Raw genomic sequence first — 17,681 nt, 5'->3', positions numbered from 1 at the left:
ACAATCACTTTCCATTAAGTATACGAGACAGACTATCTGACAACGTGTTGAGCGCTGATTTACTAATCAGTACCTTCTCATGGAAGAGTAAATCATAAACGTTAACGCCCAGAGAGGTGATAGCCTTAACTCCAGGAAGATTTCTCGATGCAAGGATCAGATTCTTATTTTCAGTTGAATCAATAATTAAAATTTTATGTCCTAAGAGACCAAGTGTATCTATCTTCGACTTTAAGAGTTTAGTTTTATGAGAGAAAAGTGAGAGATCACTAACAACAAGAACGTTGTTTTCTCTTAGACGTTCAGCGAAAATTGTCGCAATTGCCTTCCAGCGTTTTTTCTTTGGAAGGTTGTATGACCAATCTCGTGGCTGAGGACCGTGAACATTCCCACCTCCCTTCCATAAAGGAGAGCGAATGCTAGAAATGCGAGCGCGACCTGTTCCTTTTTGCTTCCACAGCTTTTTACCTGAACCAGAGACATCACCTCTGGTCTTAGTAGCTACAGTACCAGCACGTCCCCTTGCACGGTACTCATGAATAGCTTCTGATATTAGCGTGGTATTTAATGGGAATTGCCACAGCACACTACTTATTTCTAAATCAGAAACTTGGTCATTGTCTAAGGTTCGCATCTTTACCGTGGTCATTTTTATTTCTCACACTGTCAATCTTTTTTATGAAGAAGCTTTCTTTACCATCAAGTAAGTTCCATTCGCACCGGGCACAGCACCACGAACAAGTATGATGCCAAGGTCTTCGTCCACCTTGATAACTTTTAGATTCTTTACGGTACATTTCTCATTGCCCATGTGACCTGCCATACGACTTCCCTTGAAAACTCGCGATGGGAATGCCGAGGCACCGATCGAACCAGGGGCACGGTGGAACATTGATCCGTGGGTTGCACGCCCCCCACCAAAACCATGACGCTTGATGAAACCTGCAAATCCCCGTCCCTTTGAGTTACCACTGACGGTAACCAGTTCATCTGGACTAAATACATTGGCCAAGATAGTAGATCCTATCGGAAACTTCTCTACATCCTCGACTCGAAACTCTCTAAGAAGTCGCGTGGGAGGAGTTCCACTAGCCGTCTTTTCAAAATGTCCGCGAAGAGCCTTAGTTACTTTTTTAGGAGGATTTGCTTCTACCAGTCCAACTTGGATAGCATTGTAGCCATCCTTAGCTTGGGTTTTGTGTTGGGTTACAACACAGGGTCCGGCTTTTATCACCGTCACTGGAACTACCGTCCCATTACTCTGAAAGACCTGTGTCATGCCAAGTTTTATGCCTAGAATACCATTTGCCATAGTTTCTCACCGAATAGAGTCTATCTTTTTTCTTTGAAGAAGGTCTTTATTTGAACATCAACCCCAGCCGGCAAGTCCAGTTTCATCAATGCATCTACTGTTTGAGGCGTAGACATCAAAATATCCACCAGACGTTTGTGGGTACGAACTTCGAACTGCTCACGTGACTTTTTATCTACGTGCGGTGAACGAAGAACTGTAAAACGGCTCATTGCCGTAGGCAAAGGAATAGGACCAGCCACACGTGACCCAGTTCGGCGTGCGGTTTCAACAATTTCTAAGGCAGATTGGTCAAGTATCCTGTGGTCGTATGCCTCTAACCTAATTCGTATCTTATCACTCATTTTATTTCTCCTGGTGAGACCTACAAAACCCAAACAGCCTATTCGATGATTTCGGAAATCGTGCCAGCGCCCACCGTCCGGCTTCCTTCCCGAATCGCAAACCGCAGCCCCTTCTCCATCGCAATCGGCGTTATCAACTCCACCGCCAACGCCACGTTGTCCCCCGGCATCACCATCTCCACCCCATCCGGCAGCTCCGCCACCCCAGTCACGTCCGTCGTCCGAAAGTAAAACTGTGGCCGATACCCCTTGAAAAATGGCGTGTGCCGCCCACCTTCCTCCTTCGTCAACACGTACACCTCTGCCTTGAACTTCGTGTGCGGCGTAATCGTCCCAGGCTTCGCTATCACCTGCCCCCGCTCGATGTCCCGCCGATCCACGCCCCGCAGCAGCAACCCTACGTTGTCCCCGGCCTGCCCCTGATCCAGCAGCTTCCGGAACATCTCCACCCCGGTCACCACCGTCTTGCGCGTCTCCCGAATCCCAACCACCTCAACCTCGTCCGACACCTTCACGACCCCGCGCTCCACGCGCCCCGTCGCCACCGTCCCACGCCCAGATATCGAAAACACATCCTCCACAGGCATCAAAAACGGCTTGTCAATGTCCCGCACCGGCGTCGGAATGTAGTTGTCCACCGCCGCCATCAGCTCCTCAATCTTTTCCTCCCACTTCGCTTCCCCGTTCAGTCCACCCAGGGCGCTCCCCCGAATCACCGGAATGTCATCCCCAGGAAAGTCATACTTCGACAACAACTCCCGCACTTCCAACTCCACCAAGTCCAGCAACTCCGCGTCATCCACCATGTCGCACTTGTTCATGAACACCACCATCGCCGGCACCCCAACCTGCCGCGCCAGCAAAATGTGTTCCCGCGTCTGGGGCATCGGCCCGTCCGTCGCCGCCACCACCAAAATCGCCCCATCCATCTGCGCCGCCCCCGTGATCATGTTCTTGATGTAGTCCGCATGCCCAGGGCAGTCCACGTGCGCGTAGTGCCGCGTCGCCGTCTCATACTCCACGTGCGCCGTGTTGATCGTAATCCCACGCGCTTTCTCCTCCGGCGCTGCATCTATCTGGTCGTAGCTCTTCTTCTGCACCTTCGGATTCCGCTTCGCCAACACCGTCGTAATCGCTGCCGTCAACGTCGTCTTCCCGTGATCCACGTGTCCAATCGTCCCAATGTTGACGTGCGTTTTACTCCGATCGAATTTCTCCTTTGACATACATCACTCCTCAAAAATCAATGCCACTTCAGATACTTTTACACTTAGTTGCCAGTTGCACCCTTTGCCTTCGCAATAATCTCTTCTGCAACAGACCGTGGTGCTTCCTCATAAGATTTGAAATGCATGGTATAAATAGCTCGCCCTTGCGACATAGAACGCAAAACCGTTGAGTAACCAAACATCTCTGAGAGTGGAACGGCAGCCGAGATAACTCGTGATCCAGCTCGCTCTGAAAAACCCTCGATTCGCCCACGACGTGAACTCAAATCCCCGGTCACTGAACCAAAGTACTCCTCAGGCGATTCGACCTCTACTGCCATAACCGGCTCAAGTAAAACCGGCTTTGCTTTTTTTGCAGCTTCCTGAAACGCCATTGAGCCTGCGATTTTGAAAGCCATTTCATTTGAGTCAACTTCGTGGTAGCTACCAAAAACTAATTCAACTTTTACGTCAACAACTTCATAGCCAGCGAGAATTCCTCGCTCCATGGCTTCTTTGATTCCAGACTCGACAGCGGGTATGTATTCACGTGGGATAACGCCGCCAACAATTTTATTCTCAAAAACAAAGCCAGAGCCTGGGTCAAGTGGGTATAACTTGATCTCAGCATGCCCGTACATACCCCGGCCGCCAGTTTGACGCACATACTTCCCGACACCATCTGCCGGCATGCGAATCGTCTCCCGATAAGCAACCTGTGGACGACCAACGTTGGCATCCACATTGAATTCACGGCGTAGGCGATCAACGATAATTTCGAGATGAAGTTCGCCCATGCCGGCAATTAGGGTTTGATTAGTTTCAGGATCGGTCTTGACTCTAAACGAAGGGTCTTCTTGAGCTAAACGGCCAAGAGCAACGCTCAACTTGTCCTGATCTTGTCTAGTCTTCGGCTCTATCGCCACTTCAATAACTGGTGTTGGAAACTCCATTGCCTCAAGAATGATTGGAGATTTCTCATCGCAAATAGTATCTCCAGTTGCGACATTTTTTAGTCCTGCAACGGCAACGATTTCCCCGGCGTAGGCTTCTTCAAGGTCTTCGCGCTTGTTCGCGTGCATCTGCATCACGCGGCCAACACGCTCTTTAGTTTCCTTGGTTGAGTTCAGAACATAGGAACCTGACGTAAGAACGCCTGAGTAAATGCGACAGAAGGCGAGTTGTCCAATATGCTTGTCAGACAAAATCTTGAAAACAAGCGCTGAGAATGGCTCATCATCTGCGGCCCGACGACTACTCGTTTCCTCACTCCTTGGAAGAACTCCCTGGACAGCCGGAATATCAATCGGTGAAGGCAAGTAATAAACAACTGCGTCGAGAAGCTGCTGGACTCCCTTGTTCTTGAAAGCCGAGCCACACAAAACAGGGACGATATTCATGGCTATCGTCTCGCGTCGCAGCACCGCGCGCAGATCGGCCTCAGGTATATCCGCACCCTCCAAATACTTTTCGGCAATTTGATCATCCACATCCGCAAGCAGCTCAATCATCCGATCGCGAGCCGCCTTTGCTTCCTCAAGCAAGTCGCCGGTTGGCTCTGAAAAGAGCATTTTTTGTCCATTGCTTTCTTCGTCCCACCGGACTGCTTGCATGGTAATGAGGTCAACGACCCCCTCGAAAGCATCTTCTGCACCAATCGGATGAAAAACTGGGATAGGACGAGCACTCAAGCGAGTACGAATAGACTCAGTGCTCTTGTAGAAGTCGGCTCCGGCGCGATCCATTTTGTTGATAAAGGCGATACGCGGAACACCATACTTATTTGCTTGACGCCACACTGTTTCCGACTGAGGCTGAACACCAGCCACTGCGTCAAATACAGCAACCGCGCCGTCCAGAACGCGCAAGGAACGCTCCACTTCGATTGTGAAGTCTACGTGTCCCGGCGTATCAATAATGTTGATACGGAACTGCTCACCTTCCGTAGCGCCACCGAGTCGCCAGAAACAAGTCGTTGCAGCCGAGGTTATCGTAATACCACGCTCTTGTTCTTGAACCATGTAGTCCATGGTCGCCGCGCCCTCGTGGACTTCGCCCAACTTATGATTGCGGCCGGTGTAGTACAGAATTCGCTCAGTGGTAGTCGTCTTACCAGCATCAATGTGTGCCATGATGCCAATGTTACGAAATTTGCTGAGCGGAGCCTTTCTTGCCATAACGCCCCCATCACCCTGTGAAAACTACCAACGGTAGTGTGCGAAAGCGCGATTAGCGTCAGCCATACGGTGAACTTCATCACGTTTTTTGACGGCCGCGCCACGCAGGTTAGAAGCATCAAGAAGCTCATTAGCCAGTCGGTCAATCATTGCCTTCTCGCCGCGTTGACGGGCATAAGTAATGAGCCACCGAATCGCCAAAGCATTACCACGCCGCCGATAATCAACTTCAATTGGCACCTGGTAGGTCGCACCACCAACGCGCCGCGAACGGACCTCCACGCGCGGGCGAACATTGTCGAGAGCCTTCTTAAAAATCTTGAGTGGGTCATCATCCGTCTTGACGCGGATGCTCTCCATAGCGCGATAAAATATGTTTTCAGCTACAGAGCGCTTGCCGTCCCACATCAGGCAGTTGATAAATTTTGTCACGATTTCACTATTGTATATCGGATCGGGGAGTACTTCCCGTCTCTCAGCGACTCGTCTTCGTGGCATACATCACCCTGCTCCATACGCTAGCGGGAAGCGGCAGCCCGACTTTCCGCCTGGACTCTCTTTTTCCCAAAACTATTTCTTCTTCGCTGGACCCTTGGCTGGAGCGCCCTTGCCGCCTTCTTTCGGACGCTTCGCCCCGTACTTCGAGCGACCTTGGCGGCGATTGGCAACGCCTACCGAATCTAACGTACCGCGCACGACGTGGTAACGCACGCCGGGCAAATCTTTGACTCGACCGCCCCGAATGAGCACGATCGAGTGCTCCTGTAAGTTATGTCCGATGCCAGGGATGTAGGTCGTCACCTCAATCCCATTGACCAAGCGCACACGCGCCACTTTACGCAGAGCAGAGTTTGGCTTCTTGGGCGTCTGTGTGTAAACGCGCGTACAGACACCACGCTTCTGTGGGCAGGATTGGAGCGCTGGGCTACTCGTCTTGTATCTGACCTTTTCTCGTCCCTTGCGAACGAGTTGATTGATCGTTGGCACGCTGACCTCCAAAAACTCTCTCAAAACGCAAGCAGTCGCCAGGAAGCGACCCGCCACCCCAAAACTTCTAACGTTCGCATTCGTGAGCGACTCGGTAACTTTTCGAGTGACGAAACGCCTATACTACGAACAGCCGACAAGCCTTGTCAAGCCCTAATCCATCAAAATCACGGCGCATTGAACTGAGGCAGGAACGAGTCGCCAAGCACCGCAAAGCAAAATCCCTCAAGAAACCCACTGGGTGAGGGGATACGGGTGAAAACGGCGCAAGTCAAAGAGAAAACAAGCTTCAAACAGGTTTTTTTGGAGCGCCGACCCTGCCTGCAATAGCGAAGCAACAAACCTGAGAATGATTTGAAGTCAAGGGAAGCAGGATGTATCGAGTCAAGTGGCGTGACGGCTAAACCTTTGCATGGAGGCAGGAATGCGATATCCATGCAAAGTTTTTGAAACGGTACTTTCTGCTTCCGTTTTTTGCGTGCGGCAGTAGTATTGAACCGACTTCATGACTGACGATCAGTAACACTTCTTTCAAAGACACCACCTTTTAGCACAGCATAATAACTCCTCAGCTATCGCCCGCCGTGCGTCATGCTACCTGCCGTTGAGTTATTCACGCTTACCAAGCGATTCGGTTCACAGATTGCACTCGCCGATATTTCGCTACAGGTTGATGCCGGGGAGTTTCTGACACTCCTGGGACCGTCGGGATGCGGTAAGACAACCCTCCTGCGCCTCATCGCCGGGCTGGAGCATCCCGACACTGGGCGCATTCACCTGGCCGGGCAAGACATCACAAACCAGCCAGCGTATCGCCGTCCAGTTCATACTGTCTTCCAGAACTATGCGCTGTTTCCCCATCTGAATGTGGGCGACAACATTGCTTTTGGGCTGATGCGGAAGGGGCAGCCCCAGTCCGTCATTCGGCAGCGGGTCGAAGCCATGCTCAAGCTCGTCGGGTTGGAGGGCATTCACCACCAATACCCACACGAACTGTCTGGCGGGCAACAACAGCGCGTTGCCCTTGCCCGCGCGCTCGCCTGTGAGCCGCCAGTGTTACTACTCGATGAGCCGATGTCCGCGCTTGACCCACACCTGCGCCGCCATATGCGACGTGAGTTGAAAGCGCTCCAACGTCAACTTGGAATGACTTTTATTCTTGTCACCCATGACCAAGTTGAAGCCTTGACCCTCTCAGACCGCATTGCCGTCATGCATAGTGGACGAATACTACAGGTCGGAACCCCTGAAGAACTGCACACCACACCGAGCACGGCCTTTGTGGCGTCTTTTATCGGCAACTGCAATCTACTGAGAGGTGAAGTGCGCCGCACGGAGCACCACACCTGCACCGTTGTCATCGGGGAACACCTAGTGAACGTCGCCAATAACCATCTCCCGACAAAGCCGGGGCAGACAGTAACCATTGCTGTCCACCCGGAAAGTATTCAGGTTGCATCCCTGTCCGACGTCCTCTCCAACCATCGGACAGCGCTCACTGGGCAACTTACTGAACGAGCGTATGCCGGGTCTGAAACCTACTGGACTATCCGCTTATCGGATGGACAAGTCATCACAGCCGCACTCCGCCACACGCCAACCAGCGACTGGGCGGTAGGCACGCGAGTTCAGGTTTTCTGGCCGCCATCCCAAGCCGTCATCGTCAAACCAGACGACACATAACCGCGCGCCCCGATCAACGCTGAGTCACAAGGGTTGCCAGCTCAAATAAGCGCGTTCCGAGGACCTCGAGTCGGGCATGCCCTTCCAGACGATATACCCAGCGCTGAGGAAGCGCGAGACGGGTGAATTTCGCGCCGAGCAGTGCGCCCGCGACAGCCGCATTTGTATCCGTTGCTCCGCCAAGGGAAACAACCTCAACCAAGCCATCCTCGAAGGTTTTGGACCTGTTCAGCGCCCACAATCCAACCCCCAGTACCCCAAGAGCGCTGCCTGACACATCTAGTTGTTCGGCTTCACGAGATGACCGAACAACCGCCTGCACTTCCGGCAACGCATCGGGGGGGAGACAGGTGTCAAGTGAACCCAACTTGCCCTGGACGAGTTGCACCAAGAGTTCTCCCACCACCAAGGCAACCTGGACAGCGACCGGATCCCAGTGGGTCAGACGGGCAACGGCCGTGACGTCCGCCCGGCGACGGTCGGCATCCCTGACCCGGTACAGCGCCACCGGGATGCAGCGCGTGAGATGCCCACCATCGGGTGGGTTAAACTGTGCATCGAACGACGCCCCTTCAGCCGCTTCGTCCGCAACTTCGCCAGCATCGAGACGGGTAAGGACATGCCGGACAAGCGGCGTCATGTCCTTTGGATGACTCCGAAACCAGCCTTTGAGCCGCCGAGTAAGGTCTGGCACATCGAGCGCGCGCTGCGTGCAGATTCCCTCAAGCGTCAGCAAGAGCTGCTGCCCCTCGTCGGCTAATTCGCCAGGCAAGGCGCGGACAGACGGGACGGGCTGGAGTTCACGCAGTGACTCGAAACGACCATACTCGCTAACTTCTGCGGCGCTCAATCCTTTGAATGGAAACCCTAACGCATCGCCGATGGCAGCCCCCAGCAAGCCGCCCTGAAAGTTTTCCTTCATGGTAAATGCAACCTATTTCTCAAGGTCATCGTGTCCTGCCCTGCGCAATCATTTTCGTGGAGCGCGGAGCCGCGTGGTTGGACGAATTGAGTGCGCGGCTGATCGTGCGTACCATGACACACGTCTATGACGTAAGCCTAGTGGCATACGTTAGAGTCAAGCTGTCTTGAGATAGTTCCTATGTCTGCGCTGCTTCTCATTGCCGTTGCCTGCTATGCCTTTGGCGCTGGCCATGCCTTGGCTGCATTATGGCGTCCACTCAGTCCGCGCTGGTTTTGGCTGGCCCTGTGGTTGATGGGTGCCGGTTTTGCAGCGCACACAGCTTCGGTTGTGGTTCGCGGCTGGGAAGTCGCCCGTTGCCCATTGTTGAGTTACCAAGAGGTCTGTTCATTTCTGGGGTGGGCGATTGCAGCCTACTTTCTCGGAGCCTATGCCTGGTATCGCTCGCAGTCATTTGCGGCCTTTGCGATGCCGATGGTGTTCCTTTTTGCATTGGCAGCTTGGCTTTTGCCAGCGCCAAGTGACACCGCCGCCGTCCTGAAGTTTTATGGTCAGACCGCTTCACTTCTAACACTGCATGCGGTGCTTTTCGTTTTCGCTTATGCGGCGTTTGCCATTCTGTTTGTGGCGGCCATTTTGTACATCGTGCAGGAGCGCCAGCTTAAGCGAAAACAGTTTGGCCCCCTCTGGTCGCGCCTTCCATCCCTGGATACCTGTGATGACGTAAGCACCAAGGCGCTGATGATCGGCTTTGCGCTGCTTACGCTGGGGATACTGACCGGGATTGTCGGATCGCGCCGTCTCAATGGCGTCTATTGGCACGGCGACCCACTTGAATTTCTTTCCCTGGCGACTTGGCTAATATACTTTTGTGTGGTTCATTACCGTCTTACCGCCGGATGGCGGGGACGGAAAGCCGCGTGGTTGGGCATCGTTGGATTTGCCATCGTGATCGTAAGCCTGGTTGGCATTGGTTGGTTTAACGGATTTCACGCCATCGGTTAGAATGCTCTTGGGCTTTTGTCAGTGCGCGCGGTTGCCAGCCTTTCAGCCGCCAGCTTTGCGCGCGAGGCCGTTGCTGATTTATTCAAAGTCGCTTGGTGAGCAGTGCGCCCCCCGACCATCACCGCTAGTTAGTACCGCGCTCCATGAACCTGCTCCTCGTCGGACTCAATCACACCACAGCGCCAGTCAGCGTGCGCGAGCGGCTGGCTTTTTCCGAGAACGGGATGGCAGTGGCTCTCCAGCGACTCCTGTCTGGTGGCCGCGTCAGCGAGGCGGTCATTGTTTCGACCTGCAATCGGGTCGAAGTGGTCGTCGTTCCCTGCGTGCCAACGGCCGAAGCCGTTGAAGCAGTGACGGCCTTCCTGTGCGACTTTCACGATCTCCCAAGTGGACAAGTCCGCCCGCATCTCTACGTTCACCAGTCAAGCGCCGCGGTCAGGCACGTCATGCGCGTCACGGCCAGCCTCGATTCAATGATTGTTGGCGAGGCCCAAATCCTGGGACAGGTCAAGCGCGCCTACGCCATCGCAACGGCGGCCAACACCCTAGGGCGCCACCTGCGACGCCTTTTCGAGCGAGCCTTTGCCGTCGCCAAACGAGTTCGGACAGAAACCGGTATTGGCGCACATGCCATTTCCCTTGGTTCGGTTTCCGTCGAATTGGCCAGGAAAGTGTTCGACCATCTGACGAACAAAGCCCTGCTGCTCATCGGCGCGGGAGAAATGGCCGAACTGGCCGCCAAATGCTTCTTTGAAGCCGGGGTTGATACGCTCTTTGTCGCCAACCGGACGCTTGCCCATGCCCAGCACCTTGCGGATAGCTTCCACGGCGGGGGGCGCGCGCTCGGACTTGACGAACTACCGCTCCGGCTCCACGAGGCCGACATCGTTGTGGCTTCAACCGGTGCCATGACCTATCACATCAACACGACGATGGTTCGCGCGGCGCTGGATCGGCGGCGCTACCGCCCGCTCTTGCTGTTTGATCTTTCGGTTCCCCGGACGATTGCGCCCGACATTGCGGTGATTGACGGCGCTTTTGTCTTTGACCTCGACGACTTACAGCGGGTCATCGCCGCCAACCAGCGCGAACGGCGACGGGAAGCCGAACGCGCGGAAGCAATTGTCGAAGCCGAGATGGTTGCCTTCCTGACGGACGCGGACCGGCTTGATATTGGACCGACCGTTGCGGCACTCAAGGAATGCCTGACCGAGATTTGCGAAGCTGAGTTTGAGCGTCATCGCAAGCGCCTTGGCGCCCTGACACCCGAACAAGAAGCGGCCATTCGGGAGTTTCTACTCATGGGCATTGTCAACAAGACCCTTCACCCACTCATTCTGGGACTCCGTGAAGCGGCCAAACAAGATTCTGAACTGGTTGACTTGCGCCGGGCGTTTGCCCTGGATGCCGCGCCGCACACCCCTGAGCAGGTCGCAGCGCGTTCAGAGCAAGCGGGCGCGCGCACCTACCGATGACCTCCGCATCGTTTTGGCAGGCCACGGCTGAACCCTGGCAACCACCATCACCTACCGCGCAGACGTTTGACTGCCTCATCATCGGCGGTGGTATTGCCGGGGGAGCAGCCGCCTATGCCTTGGCCCAGGCCAAACCGGCTTGGAAACTGGCCGTCGTTGACCGACGTCAGATTGGCGGCGGCGCAACCGGGCGAAATGCCGGTTTCTTACTCGCTGGCACGGCTGATCATTACGCGGTGTCAGTTGCCAAGTACGGCCGCGCGACCGCCCGTGACGTGTTTGCAACCACGGTTGCCAGTCATGACCACATTCGGGCGTTCCTGGCGCGCTACCCGACCGTAGCCTGCGATTACCTGCCCTGCGGCAGCTTGACGTTGGCGGGAACACCCGACGAAGCCAACGTCCTCGCACAGTCAGCCGAACTTTTGCGCGAAGACGGATTCAACGTGACCTTCCTGCCGAGCGATCCGCTCGGACGTGGTTTTTACGCGGCAATCCACAATCCCCACGACGCCGGCATTCACCCGGTCAAGCTCGTCCGGGCCCTGATTGAACAGTCCGGGGCAGAAGTTTTCGAGCATTGGCCCGTAACGGCACTCGAAACAACCCCCGATGGGGTTCGGGCGCACGGCCCCAGGGGGAGCCTCCGCGCCGAGCGCATTCTTTTGGCACTCAATGGTGAGGCCGTCCATTTCAGTCCAGACTTTGCCGACAAGGTTTTTCCAACCCGTGGGCAGATTTTCGTCACCGCTGCCTACCCCAGGCGGCTCTTGGCGGAGGTTGTCTATGCCAACCATGGCTATGAGTACTTCCGTCAGTTGCCGGATGGTCGGTTTCTTTTTGGGGGCGGCCGTCGCGCGTTTGCCTCCACCGAAATCGGGACGGATGAAACGCCGACGGCCGAGGTCCAGGGTTTTCTCGAAAGCTTCAAAGACCGGCACTTTCCAGAGCTGTCGGGTCTGCCCATTGACTATCGCTGGGCGGGCGTCATGGGCTTCACGCCGGATGGATTGCCGCTTCTAGGGACACTTCCCAATCACCCCCAGGTATGGTTCTCCCTGGCCTGCCATGGCCACGGCATGGGCTTTAGCCTCGAAGTCGGTCGGTTGGCCGCCGAAATGGTGCAAACCGGATGCCCACCGGCGCGCTTCGACCTGGCGCGACTCAAGCCAGCCTAGCCTTCAGCCGGATTCAGCCAAACAACTGGGTGCGCCTCGTCAATCAACCGATGTTTGGCCGCCAGCTCCCAATAGCGCATCAAACCGGCTAGATCGTCAGCATCCAATCGGTAGTGAATGTTTTCCAGCAGGTACGTGTTGAGTGTCTCAACGGGCAAGCCAAGCCGCGGAGCGTAACGCGCCGCCAATGCCGGACGCGCCTGTAAACCAGCGTCTCGCGCAGCGATGAAGTCAAGTGTCGCGACCTGGTCACGCGCAGCCTCGCGGACGGCCCAGATGGCAAACACAAAGGGCAAGTCCGTGAAGCGCCGCCATTCGCTGGCCAAGTCAAACACGTACAACCCAGTCGGATCGAATGTCAGTGCCGGATCGCCAATGATGACCGCCGCATCGGCGTCGGCAAGCATCTGTGGGATGTCTGGGGGTGCCGGATGAAAGGCCGCAGGTTGGCGATAAAACTCGGCAAACAAAATACGAATGAGTGAAACCGACGTCCGCGATGACGTATCGAGGGCAACGGTTTTGACTTCGGGCAGCGGCTTTTTGGCCACCAGGACGACGCTGCGCACAGCGCGTTTGGAAGCAATTGCCACACCGGGCACGGCTAACAGATGGGGTAGGCGCTGATACTCGATGGCGGGGATCAACGCCGCGGTAACTTCGCCCTGCCGGAGTAGTTCGGCGCATCGCGCCGGCGCGGCATCCGTTATCAAGTGGCAAGACTCGCGCTGCGCGCCGGTGAGAAAGTCCTCCATGAGGACGGCCGAGTTGAGGTAGTCCGACGCAGCAATCGAGGGTAAGGCATCCCCCACGTCAGCTCACCATTTCCCTTCCCGCTTGAGCTTCCAGATTTTACGCTTGACCAGCTCCCGGCGAAGTGGGCTGGCTTTCTCGATGAAGAGGTCGCCTTCGAGGTGGTCGTACTCGTGCAGAACACATCGGGCCTCGAGGTCAAGAAAATCAGCCTCAAACCACGTACCTTTCACATCCTGCGCCCGAACAATCACCCGCGCGGCGCGCTCCACATCAAAGTAAATTCCGGGAAAACTCAGGCAGCCTTCATCTCCAGTCTGTGAGCCTTCGGTCTGGATGATTTCTGGATTGATGAAAACAAATTGCCGATTTCTCTCCTTGCTGCAATCCATCACAAAGAGGCGTTTGGAAACCCCGACCTGCGGCGCGGCCAACCCGACGCCTGGCGCGTCATACATCGTTTCAAACATGTCGGCGACCAGTTGCGCCAGAGCGTCATCAAATTCCGTTACCGGCGCAGCTTTTTCCGTCAAAACCTTTGACCCGTATTTGACAATTTCGCGTTTCATGGTCTGCCATTCCCTTCACGCAATCTGGTATGCAACAGCATAGCACTGCCACGCAATGCATCTCAGCGGGTTTACGGCTTCGCGGCTATCCGGCAAAACGGCACTCATCCAGACGCAAGCCATGCTAAGGTCGCGCATCTTATGGCAGCGACGGCTTCAGTCTCTTCACCCATTTCCGCACCGCGTCTATCGAATTTTGCCAATCCGACGGCACTGTGGCTGGCCTGTCTGGCGCACTTTGTCAACGATGCTTACTCAAGCTTTATCTTCCCGCTGCTGCCGCTGATGACGGCGCACCTGCACTTGTCGGCGGCGCAAGCGTTTTGGCTCATTCCCATCTACGCGCTCTTTTCAAACTTCCTCCAGCCGGCCTATGGGATGCTGTCTGATCGCTGGTCGCGGCGCGGCTTTGCCCTCGTAGGTCCGCTGCTGGCGGCGCTCTGTCTGTCGGCGATTGGCCAAGCCACCGGCTACGGTTGGTTGATCCTGGTTTTAGTCGTCGGGGGGATGGGCGTGGGCATGTTCCACCCACAGGGAGCGGCGATGGCGGCTCTCGCCAGTGGTCAGCGCCGGCGCATCGGCATGGCGCTGTTCTCAGCCGCGGGAACGATCGGCGTGGCCTGTGGGCCGTTGATGGTCACGCAAACCATTGAACTCGCCGGTCTGGGGAGTACTTGGTATCTGGCCATTGCCGGCGTCGCGATCATGACGGGTCTGTTCTTTTGGCTTCCGCCGCTCCCGACGCCACCACCTCGCCCATCTACCACAGCTCCAGCCGAACCAACTCAACCGGGTTTGGTGCAGGCATTGCAGTTGGCAAGTGTTCCGCTTCTGGCACTCTACGCGATTACGGTCGCGCGGGCCGCGACGCAGATGCTCGTCAATGCGTACTATCCGTTTATTTTGCAAGCCCAGGGGGCCTCGCTGACCCAGATCGGCAACGCCCTTACCGTCTTTTTGTTAGCCGGGGGCATTGGCGGGCTGGCCGGCGGCTTCTTTGCCGAGCGCATCGGCGGACGCGCCGTCACGGTGCTTTCAGGCATTACGTCAGGGCCGTTGCTGGCCGCGGCCTTTCTTGCGCCAACCCACTGGACGCTCCCTTTGCTCGTGTGCGGCGGCTTTGCCCTGGGCGCAACGATTCCAGTGAACGTCGCCATGGCGCAGGAACTCGTTCCCCAGCGAACGGCCACCGTATCGGCGCTCATGATGGGCTTTGCCTGGGGCGTTGGGTCACTCGCACCACGCGCCTTCGAGCCGCTGGCCTCGCTGGTTGGTGGCTACCACGGCGTCATCGTTGGGACGGCGCTGTTTACGACCTTGAGCACCGTCCTGGTGATCTGGCTCCCCAAAGAACGTCACCGCAGCGCGGGATTGCGTCACTGGCGCGCGCCGCGGTGGGTCAGTTTTGCGCGGACGGATTCATCACTCGCCCCATGAACAACACCGCGCCACTGCGGTTGTCCCGAATCACAAACAAAAATGGGTGATCGGCCCGGAACACGAGCGGGCGCACCGGTTCGACGGCAATTGAAGTCGTCCGCATCCCGACGCCAGTAGCGGCGGCAGCTTCCGTTCCCTCTTCGTTGACCTCGATGAAGGCTTTGTGAACCACGCCATCAATCCACAGCTTGGTTTGCTTGGTCATGGCGGAAAAATCGGCGCTTTCAGTGAAGGGCAAGGGCATCCCCAACGCCTTGAGGTCGTTGACGAGACTATCCACGCGCAAGGTGAGCTTGAAGCGCGGGATACTGACCTGCACCTCGCGCGCAATAGCCTTCGTCGTCACTTCCTGAAGGCGCTCCGCCGTCAACGACTGCTCCAGCGCGGGCAGTCCATCGGTGGTATTGGGCAGCAGTATGACCATCGCCAATTCCTGACCACGGTAAGGCAGCGTCAGCGCTTGGAATGTGCCACCGTCAAAATGCGCGTAGCGGCCCGTCCGATTCATCATGGCAACCGTCGTCGTGCCGCCCCGGGCCAGTTGGAAACGGTCTTGCTCATTCGTGCCATCACGGTTGAAAGCGGTCGCCCAGTCCCCCTTGAAATAAATCGCATTGGTCAATACCAAACGGGTCAGGGGCGTCACGAAGCCCGGCGGCAACAAATCCGGGATGCGTCCCTTGGTTTGGCCGGCCACCCAATCGTTGATTCGGGTGCGTGAGCCTTCCGGGTTTCCCTGAAAATCAACTTCTTCAAATCCCGCTCCGTAATACGTCTTCGTGGCTGCCAGAAAGTCTGACGCAAAGCCCAGCCCGCGCTGCCCCCACAGTGCGTTCGCCACCGCCAACACATAGGGCGCGTTGGGCGTTTTGATGAGGTTGTCCTGCGCAGTGAAAGCCGCATGGGGAATGCCGGACGGGAACTGAAGCGCAGTATTCATTTCTGACAAGGTCGCGCCGCGTGCGCCAAGCGCCGTCATCGCCAAGGCAGAACTGATGCTGTATGGGGAGAAAAACAGATTGCCATCGGTTTGCTGACCAAGTCGCCGGTGCAATGCCACCGCAAAGCGGTTGACGCCACCGGCGGCTTCTTGAGGGGCGGTTGCGGGGTTCATGGATGACTCCTTGGAAATAGGGGAAGCGACCACTGGTGAGCCAGATGTCGGGCGGGAAACCGGACGGCGCTTGCGTTTCTGTCCAAAAGCGTCATGGCTCGTAACCAGAAAAAGTGCCAAAACGAGAACCGTAAGCAAGCGTGGAAAGGTTGGCATGATGTGCGCTCCGGGACGTAGCAGAATGTGTCTGGTGCGTTGACGCACTCAAGCCACGCCGGGTTCCCGAGCCGGTTTATTGGCGACCGTATCCGCTGTCGTCTCGGCAGAAAGCTTGGTCAGGGACGACACCCCCATCAGGAGCAACCAGCCGGCCGCCACGAGAAACGCCGACGCGCCGGTGGCCAGCACGGTCAGGGTCGGCGTCCAGCCCCAGCTATCGAGCGCCCGTCCGGTCAACCATAGAAAACCCGCCATCGCAAATGTCAATGCGCCGAACTCAATGGCAAACACGCGCCCGCGCAAGGCATCCGGGACCAGCCGTTGCAGCAACGTGGTACTGACCACCCAGAGCAAGCTGCCGCAGATCGTAATCAGAATCGTGGCCAAAGCAACCACCCAGAGGCTGAACGCGCCGGCCCAGAGACCAAAAAACAGCCCGCGCAACATAAAAAGCCAGAAGATACTCCAGGCAATGTTGAACTGGCGGCGCATGAACCAGCCGGCCGTCAACGCGCCGATGAGTGCGCCAAGGCCGTGCGCGCCGTTGAGAATCCCGACCGCCAGCGCGCCGTCCTTGCCAAACGGGAAGACCGTTTGACCATAGACGACCGCCAACAGCCAAACGCCGCTGCCCGCAATCGAAATCCCGGTTTTAACTAGCGCTACGGCCAGCGTCACCGGATGCGCGAACAGATACCTGACGGCGACCCAGAACCCCGTATCGAACGCCATACCCTTCGTCTCGGCCACAGCGGGAGCGTCGCGCATGCCGAACAGGATGGCAAAGGAAACCAGAAACGAAGCGGCGTCCACAAAAAAGGCGGCCGTCAACCCAAAGGCGTTGGCGACCACGCCCCCCAAAAAGCCCCCCAACCCCAGCGTAAAGGACCAAGTCAGGCTTGTGAGCTGGTTGGCCGTAATGAGTTCTTCCGGTCGCGCTACCGAGGGGATCAGCGCCTGCCGGGCCGGCTCAAAAAAGGCCGCGAGTGAAAACTGAAGTGCCGACAGCACATAAATCAGCCAGAGGCGTTCAGGCCGATCAACCAGCAGGAACCCCAAAACGATGATGGCGCGCAGCGCGTCGGCAACCATCATGACGTGCCGCCGGTTGAAGCGATCGGCAACCATGCCGGCCACCGGACTCCAGAGCGGAAACGGAAGGAGTTCAATGGCGATGATGAGCGCGGCGACTTCCGCGCCGCCACCATACTGCCGCGCCAACTGCATCAGCGCGGCATAGTTGAGCCAGTCGCCCAACTCACTGACGACTTGGGCAAACCAGACCCTTCGGAAGCGGGGATTCCGGCGCAGAAGTTCGATGTACCCGATGGTTGCCATGCGCGTGAAGCTTACTG

Annotated in this window: 17 protein-coding genes; 5 read left to right on the top strand and 12 right to left on the bottom strand. The window is 56.5% G+C overall.

Going from position 1 to position 17,681, the window contains the following annotated elements:
- Positions 1-4: 4 nt before the first annotated feature.
- The 7 genes from rplD to rpsL all read right to left on the bottom strand — a co-directional run bounded on the left by rplD (position 5) and on the right by rpsL (position 6,028).
- Entirely contained in the window at positions 5-649 is a 645-nt protein-coding gene (gene rplD / locus J8C06_RS03260; protein WP_211429362.1) for a 50S ribosomal protein L4, read from the bottom strand.
- A 27-nt stretch (positions 650-676) separates the two neighbouring features.
- Entirely contained in the window at positions 677-1,312 is a 636-nt protein-coding gene (gene rplC / locus J8C06_RS03255) for a 50S ribosomal protein L3 (protein WP_211429361.1), read from the bottom strand.
- 20 nt (positions 1,313-1,332) lie between these two features.
- Complete coding sequence (gene rpsJ, locus J8C06_RS03250; RefSeq protein WP_211429360.1) at positions 1,333-1,656, bottom strand: 30S ribosomal protein S10; 324 nt, start codon at positions 1,654-1,656, stop codon at positions 1,333-1,335.
- Positions 1,657-1,694: 38 nt separating this feature from the next.
- Positions 1,695-2,882, bottom strand: coding sequence for an elongation factor Tu (gene tuf / locus J8C06_RS03245; RefSeq protein WP_211429092.1), 1,188 nt, complete (start codon positions 2,880-2,882; stop codon positions 1,695-1,697).
- Between the two features lie 44 nt (positions 2,883-2,926).
- Positions 2,927-5,041, bottom strand: a complete 2,115-nt coding sequence (fusA, locus tag J8C06_RS03240) for an elongation factor G (RefSeq protein ID WP_211429359.1) — start codon at positions 5,039-5,041, stop codon at positions 2,927-2,929.
- A gap of 24 nt (positions 5,042-5,065) precedes the next feature.
- Complete coding sequence (gene rpsG, locus J8C06_RS03235; RefSeq protein ID WP_211429358.1) at positions 5,066-5,539, bottom strand: 30S ribosomal protein S7; 474 nt, start codon at positions 5,537-5,539, stop codon at positions 5,066-5,068.
- A 72-nt stretch (positions 5,540-5,611) separates the two neighbouring features.
- A complete protein-coding gene (gene rpsL, locus J8C06_RS03230) occupies positions 5,612-6,028 on the bottom strand; it encodes a 30S ribosomal protein S12 (RefSeq protein ID WP_211429357.1) in 417 nt (138 codons plus the stop codon).
- Between the two features lie 591 nt (positions 6,029-6,619).
- Between rpsL and J8C06_RS03225 the strand changes: the two genes are divergently transcribed.
- Entirely contained in the window at positions 6,620-7,711 is a 1,092-nt protein-coding gene (locus J8C06_RS03225; protein ID WP_211429356.1) for an ABC transporter ATP-binding protein, read from the top strand.
- Positions 7,712-7,724: 13 nt separating this feature from the next.
- Here the strand turns inward: J8C06_RS03225 and J8C06_RS03220 are convergent, their stop codons facing one another.
- Positions 7,725-8,633 (bottom strand): ADP-ribosylglycohydrolase family protein, encoded by a 909-nt coding sequence (locus tag J8C06_RS03220; protein WP_211429355.1) that lies wholly within the window; start codon positions 8,631-8,633, stop codon positions 7,725-7,727.
- Positions 8,634-8,813: 180 nt separating this feature from the next.
- On the opposite strand from J8C06_RS03220, the gene J8C06_RS03215 reads away from it, so the two are divergent.
- The 3 genes from J8C06_RS03215 (at position 8,814) to J8C06_RS03205 (ending at position 12,291) form a co-directional block, all read left to right on the top strand.
- Entirely contained in the window at positions 8,814-9,638 is an 825-nt protein-coding gene (locus J8C06_RS03215; protein WP_211429354.1) for a cytochrome C assembly family protein, read from the top strand.
- A gap of 143 nt (positions 9,639-9,781) precedes the next feature.
- Positions 9,782-11,113, top strand: a complete 1,332-nt coding sequence (gene hemA / locus J8C06_RS03210; RefSeq protein ID WP_211429353.1) for a glutamyl-tRNA reductase — start codon at positions 9,782-9,784, stop codon at positions 11,111-11,113.
- Positions 11,110-12,291 carry an NAD(P)/FAD-dependent oxidoreductase gene (locus J8C06_RS03205; RefSeq protein ID WP_211429352.1) on the top strand — a complete coding sequence of 394 codons (1,182 nt, stop codon included), beginning with the start codon at positions 11,110-11,112 and terminating at the stop codon, positions 12,289-12,291. Before hemA ends, J8C06_RS03205 begins: the two co-directional genes overlap by 4 nt.
- Here the strand turns inward: J8C06_RS03205 and J8C06_RS03200 are convergent.
- Complete coding sequence (locus J8C06_RS03200; RefSeq protein ID WP_211429351.1) at positions 12,288-13,103, bottom strand: menaquinone biosynthetic enzyme MqnA/MqnD family protein; 816 nt, start codon at positions 13,101-13,103, stop codon at positions 12,288-12,290. The two genes, J8C06_RS03205 and J8C06_RS03200, sit on opposite strands and share 4 nt — an antisense overlap.
- 6 nt (positions 13,104-13,109) lie before the next feature.
- The gene (def, locus tag J8C06_RS03195) at positions 13,110-13,613 is read right to left on the bottom strand and encodes a peptide deformylase (RefSeq protein WP_211429350.1); all 504 of its coding nucleotides are present in this window, start codon (positions 13,611-13,613) and stop codon (positions 13,110-13,112) included.
- A 141-nt stretch (positions 13,614-13,754) separates the two neighbouring features.
- Between def and J8C06_RS03190 the strand changes: the two genes are divergently transcribed.
- A complete protein-coding gene (locus tag J8C06_RS03190) occupies positions 13,755-15,050 on the top strand; it encodes an MFS transporter (RefSeq protein ID WP_211429349.1) in 1,296 nt (431 codons plus the stop codon).
- Here the strand turns inward: J8C06_RS03190 and J8C06_RS03185 are convergent.
- Both J8C06_RS03185 and J8C06_RS03180 read right to left on the bottom strand, forming a co-directional pair.
- Positions 15,013-16,323, bottom strand: a complete 1,311-nt coding sequence (locus J8C06_RS03185; protein WP_211429348.1) for a serpin family protein — start codon at positions 16,321-16,323, stop codon at positions 15,013-15,015. The two genes, J8C06_RS03190 and J8C06_RS03185, sit on opposite strands and share 38 nt — an antisense overlap.
- Positions 16,324-16,371: 48 nt before the next feature.
- Positions 16,372-17,664: an MFS transporter gene (locus J8C06_RS03180; RefSeq protein ID WP_211429347.1), complete on the bottom strand. Its 1,293-nt coding sequence runs from the start codon at positions 17,662-17,664 to the stop codon at positions 16,372-16,374.
- Positions 17,665-17,681: the final 17 nt, after the last annotated feature.

It is taken from the genome of Chloracidobacterium validum (assembly GCF_018304825.1).
Classification (GTDB): Bacteria; Acidobacteriota; Blastocatellia; order Chloracidobacteriales; family Chloracidobacteriaceae; genus Chloracidobacterium; species Chloracidobacterium validum.
The sequence above is the reverse complement of the archived record's forward strand: the minus strand, read 5'-3'. Positions and strand labels throughout refer to the sequence as shown.

What these genes read in the sequence shown, in the direction of transcription:
- rplD (WP_211429362.1), bottom strand. Translation starts at nt 649, where the DNA reads ATGACCACGGTAAAGATGCGAACCTTAGACAATGACCAAGTTTCTGAT.
- rplC (WP_211429361.1), bottom strand. Translation starts at nt 1,312, where the DNA reads ATGGCAAATGGTATTCTAGGCATAAAACTTGGCATGACACAGGTCTTT.
- rpsJ (WP_211429360.1), bottom strand. Translation starts at nt 1,656, where the DNA reads ATGAGTGATAAGATACGAATTAGGTTAGAGGCATACGACCACAGGATA.
- tuf (WP_211429092.1), bottom strand. Translation starts at nt 2,882, where the DNA reads ATGTCAAAGGAGAAATTCGATCGGAGTAAAACGCACGTCAACATTGGG.
- fusA (WP_211429359.1), bottom strand. Translation starts at nt 5,041, where the DNA reads ATGGCAAGAAAGGCTCCGCTCAGCAAATTTCGTAACATTGGCATCATG.
- rpsG (WP_211429358.1), bottom strand. Translation starts at nt 5,539, where the DNA reads ATGCCACGAAGACGAGTCGCTGAGAGACGGGAAGTACTCCCCGATCCG.
- J8C06_RS03225 (WP_211429356.1), top strand. Translation starts at nt 6,620, where the DNA reads ATGCTACCTGCCGTTGAGTTATTCACGCTTACCAAGCGATTCGGTTCA.
- J8C06_RS03220 (WP_211429355.1), bottom strand. Translation starts at nt 8,633, where the DNA reads ATGAAGGAAAACTTTCAGGGCGGCTTGCTGGGGGCTGCCATCGGCGAT.
- J8C06_RS03215 (WP_211429354.1), top strand. Translation starts at nt 8,814, where the DNA reads ATGTCTGCGCTGCTTCTCATTGCCGTTGCCTGCTATGCCTTTGGCGCT.
- hemA (WP_211429353.1), top strand. Translation starts at nt 9,782, where the DNA reads ATGAACCTGCTCCTCGTCGGACTCAATCACACCACAGCGCCAGTCAGC.
- J8C06_RS03205 (WP_211429352.1), top strand. Translation starts at nt 11,110, where the DNA reads ATGACCTCCGCATCGTTTTGGCAGGCCACGGCTGAACCCTGGCAACCA.
- def (WP_211429350.1), bottom strand. Translation starts at nt 13,613, where the DNA reads ATGAAACGCGAAATTGTCAAATACGGGTCAAAGGTTTTGACGGAAAAA.
- J8C06_RS03190 (WP_211429349.1), top strand. Translation starts at nt 13,755, where the DNA reads ATGGCAGCGACGGCTTCAGTCTCTTCACCCATTTCCGCACCGCGTCTA.
- J8C06_RS03185 (WP_211429348.1), bottom strand. Translation starts at nt 16,323, where the DNA reads ATGCCAACCTTTCCACGCTTGCTTACGGTTCTCGTTTTGGCACTTTTT.
- J8C06_RS03180 (WP_211429347.1), bottom strand. Translation starts at nt 17,664, where the DNA reads ATGGCAACCATCGGGTACATCGAACTTCTGCGCCGGAATCCCCGCTTC.